The organism is Henriciella sp., from assembly GCF_049649345.1.
Classification (GTDB): domain Bacteria; phylum Pseudomonadota; class Alphaproteobacteria; order Caulobacterales; family Hyphomonadaceae; genus Henriciella.
The window spans coordinates 1-3990 of sequence record NZ_JBARZC010000667.1 but is presented as its reverse complement, the minus strand read 5'-3'; the positions used below and the strand labels follow the sequence as shown (position 1 = coordinate 3990).

Here is a 3990-nt window from a genome sequence, read left to right as displayed (position 1 = left end):
GTTGTAGGCAATATCATCGGCGAGCGCCGCGATCTGCGCTTCCGGACCGGCATACTGGTCCAGTTCGAGCTTTTCCAGATAAGGGAAGTCACGGAAGGCTGCAGGCAGCGCCTGAAGCGGCGTATCGGGTGTCATCAGCGGCCCATTATGCTTGACCAGGCCTTCCAGCATCTCCCAGGTCAGGTTCAGGCCATCGAAACTCGGATATCTCTGCTCAAGCCGCGTGACGACACGCAAGGTCTGCGCATTGTGGTCGAAACCCTCATAGTCCTGCATGCTGGCATCCAGCTGATCTTCGCCTGCATGCCCGAATGGCGGGTGGCCGAGATCGTGGGCGAGCGCCATCGCTTCAGCAAGATCCTCGTCAACGCCGAGGCGGCGGGCAACCGAGCGCGCAATCTGCGCCACCTCAAGCGAATGAGTGAGCCGCGTGCGGTAATGATCGCCCTCATGGGCGACGAAAACCTGCGTTTTCTGTTTCAGACGGCGAAAACCGGAGGAATGTATAATCCGGTCTCGATCGCGCTGAAATGGCGTGCGTGTTGCAGAATCCGGCTCATCATGGAAGCGGCCGCGAGACGATTCCCACAGTGTCGCAAACACTGCTCTCTTTTCTGGAAGCGCAGGCTTTCCTATCTTGTTGGCCATGACCGATGTCACTCTCTCTTCCTCAGCTGCCAAGCGCATTACGGCGATTCTGGCGAAACAGTCTGACAAAGACTTCCTTCGCGTGTCCGTTGAAGGCGGTGGCTGCTCGGGCTTTTCCTACAAATTCGATCTCGACGATACCAAGAATGACGACGACATTGTGGTCGAGCGCGACGGTGCCACGGTGCTGATCGACGAGATGAGTATGGAATTCATGCGCGGTTCGGAAATTGATTTCTCGACCGAGCTGATTGGCGCAGCCTTCAAGATCAATAATCCGAACGCCACGGCCGCATGCGGCTGCGGGACAAGCTTTTCGCTTTAAGGGCTCGGCCTAACGCTTCGGCGTTTTCCAATCGGTCTCCGTCTCACGCTGACTAAGCCGCAGGGCGAGACCAATGGCAACGCCGACACCAATCGCAACCGTCAGGTCAACCAGCACGGTCAGCACCATGGTGAGAAGAAGAAGCGCCCGGTCGCTGATCGGCGCCTGAGCATACACCCCCCATTTATGCGGCTCGCTCATATTCCACGCCGTCATGACCAGAAGCGCGGCGAGCGCCGGCATCGCGAGATAGCCTGCCAGCGTAGCTGCAAGCATCAGAATCAGCAGGATGACCAGCGCGTGCACGATACCGGCGACGGGCGTTTTCCCGCCTGCCCGCACATTGGTTGCCGTGCGCGCAATCGCGCCGGTCGCCGGCAGACCTCCAAAGAGAGACGATGCGATGTTCGCCGCCCCTTGCGCGGTCAGCTCGGCATTCGGGCGATGGTGCCCGCCTATCATCCGGTCGGCGACCATAGCGGAGAGGAGCGACTCGACGCCCGCAAGAAAGGCGATGGTGATCGCTGAGGGCAGAAGTTCAACCAGTCGGTCCCAACTGATCTCGGGCAGATGGGGCATGGGCAGATGGTTCGGCAGCGCGCCAAAGCGCGAGTAGAGTGTCTCCACAGGCAGATTCAAGACCCCGACCAGCGCTGAACCAAAACCAACCGCCACGATCAACCCCGGATATTTCGGTGCAGCTTTCCTGAGAACCACGATCAAGACAAGCGTCACGGCCGCAATCGCTACGGCCGGCAGGCCGGCTGTGTCGCGCGCGTCCCAGAGTGCAGGTAGCTTCTCGACAAAGTCCGCTGGCACTGCCCCCGGAGACAGCCCGAAAAAATCACCAATCTGGCTCGTCGCGATGACGATCGCGATGCCGATCGTGAAACCGTTGACCACCGCTTCAGGGACAAAGGCGATCAATCGACCCGCTCTGAAATAGCCAGCAATCAGCAGAATGAACCCCGCCATGAAGGTCGCGAGAACAAGCCCGTCATAACCATGGTCTGCGATAACGCCGAAGACCACGACGATGAAAGCGCCGGTCGGCCCACCGATCTGCACGCGCGACCCGCCGAGAAGCGAGATCATAAACCCAGCCACGATCGCGGTTACCAGTCCAGCTGCCGGGTCCGCGCCCGACGCAATTGCAATTGCCAGGCTCAGCGGCATGGCCACCATTGCCACGGTAATTCCGGCGAGGAGATCGGACAGGAATAAGCGCCCAGAATAGTCGCGTGATGTCGTCAGTATTTTAGGCTTGCGCATGGAGTTCGGCCTTTATCATCACCGCAATGAATACGCACTGCGACCTGACAACCATCCTGCATTTTTTTGGCGTGCAGTCGGAACACGCACGGCGTGTTGCGAATTATTCTGCCACACCAGTCTATGGGCAATCGGGTCCATAGCGAACGCAAGTTCAAGGAGGCAGAACGCCATGACCCTATCGAAAACACTACTCCGAAATTCCGCACTCGCAGCGGGTGCAGCCATGATCTTTGCCGGTCTGCCGGCCCAGGCCGAGCACCACGAGGACGGCGATGATGACCACATGGAGCTGAAGCAGGAAGCCATGCTGACGCTCAACCAGTGCCGCGACATCGCCGACACGTGCGCAGCCGATATTGATGCTGCAGCAGGCGTGCTGGTTTTCCCGGAAGTCTGGAAAGCCGACCTTATTATTGGCGGCGCTGGCGGTGAAGGCCTCCTCTTCGTCGATGACGAGATACGAGGCAAATATGATATCGGCAAAGCCTCTGTCGGCTTTCAGGCGGGCATCGACGAGTCATCCATGGTCTGGGTCTTCCGTGAACAGGAATCGCTCGATGAATTGATGGATGGCGACGAATGGGAAGTTGGCGCCGCCGCCGGTGCGACCGTGGTTAACGCTGATGCTAATGCGATGGCCGCTACAGGTGACCCGCGCATTTACATCATCGAAGCCGAAGGTCTGAATGCAGAGCTCAGCGTAAGTGCGCTGCGCATCTGGGAAGATGATGATTACGACTATGAAGACGACTTTGAGCCCGTCGATCGTGATGTCGATGAGAATGACTGGGGCGATGATGACGATGTCGATGAAGCCGATATCGAAGTCTATGACGACGACGAAATGAACTAGGATTTCCCCTCCTAGCCAAAACACCATTGGAAGGCGCCTTATGCGGGCGCCTTCTTTTTTGCGAACCAGAAAGCGTTCAGGCCTTCCCTTCCCTGAGGTCGACCTTCTAAACCGCATTGAAAGTGGGAGATTCAGGACATGGACGTTACCGAGGCCATCAATCAGCGCATCTCGACGCGCGCCTTTCTCGACAAGCCGATCTCATACGCTGAACTCCGGGACTGGCTGGAGACAGCTCAGCGCGCGCCATCCGGCGGCAATCTTCAGCCTTGGCGAGTGATCGCGCTTGCTGGTGACGCCAAGCAGGCCGTAATCGACCTTGCCCAGGCCACACTCGCGAGAAACCCGCGCGGGGAGAAAACAGACCGGCCGATCTATCCAAAAGACCTCTGGGAGCCGCACGAAGCGCGCCGCCGCAAGGTAGGCGAGATGATGTATGAGACGCTGGGCATTCCAAAGGATGACCGGCCAGCACGGCTTCAATGGTTTGCGCGCAACTTCCGATTCTTCGACGCGCCGGTGGCTGTGTTTTTCATCATCGATGAGCGGATGGGCCATGGCCAATGGGCGCATACGGGCATGTTCATGCAGACGCTTGCGTTACTCGCAGAGGAGCGCGGCTGGGGCACGTGCATGCAGGAATGCTGGGGCATGCTGCGGGACACGCTGAAGGATCATTTCGAGCTTGCTGAGAGCGAGATGGTGTATTGCGGCATGGCCGTCGGCTACCCAGACGCGGACCACCCGGTTAACTCTCTTCGCGCCGAGCGGGCCCCGCTGGAAGAATTCGCCGAGCTGAAAGGCTTCTAAAAGCCCGACGCCCGCCTTAATCGCGCCTCAGATCACGCTCAGCTTCGTCTTCCATGACGACGAGGAGAGAGATCATGAC

Annotated in this window: 5 protein-coding genes; 3 read left to right on the top strand and 2 right to left on the bottom strand. The window is 58.7% G+C overall.

Annotated features, from left to right (window positions below; all coding sequences use genetic code 11):
* A partial coding sequence (gene dgt, locus WA989_RS18350; RefSeq protein WP_424341915.1) for a dGTP triphosphohydrolase occupies positions 1–648 on the bottom strand: 648 nt, incomplete at its 3' end.
* On the opposite strand from dgt, the gene erpA reads away from it, so the two are divergent.
* Complete coding sequence (erpA, locus tag WA989_RS18345; RefSeq protein WP_424341914.1) at positions 647–973, top strand: iron-sulfur cluster insertion protein ErpA; 327 nt, start codon at positions 647–649, stop codon at positions 971–973. The genes dgt and erpA overlap by 2 nt on opposite strands.
* A gap of 9 nt (positions 974–982) precedes the next feature.
* On the opposite strand, the gene WA989_RS18340 is transcribed toward erpA, so the two are convergent.
* Complete coding sequence (locus tag WA989_RS18340) at positions 983–2245, bottom strand: SulP family inorganic anion transporter (RefSeq protein ID WP_424341913.1); 1263 nt, start codon at positions 2243–2245, stop codon at positions 983–985.
* A gap of 172 nt (positions 2246–2417) precedes the next feature.
* Between WA989_RS18340 and WA989_RS18335 the strand changes: the two genes are divergently transcribed.
* Both WA989_RS18335 and WA989_RS18330 read left to right on the top strand, forming a co-directional pair.
* Positions 2418–3101 (top strand): YSC84-related protein, encoded by a 684-nt coding sequence (locus WA989_RS18335; protein ID WP_424341912.1) that lies wholly within the window; start codon positions 2418–2420, stop codon positions 3099–3101.
* Positions 3102–3239: 138 nt separating this feature from the next.
* Complete coding sequence (locus WA989_RS18330) at positions 3240–3911, top strand: nitroreductase (RefSeq protein ID WP_424341911.1); 672 nt, start codon at positions 3240–3242, stop codon at positions 3909–3911.
* The last annotated feature ends 79 nt before the right edge of the window (positions 3912–3990 follow it).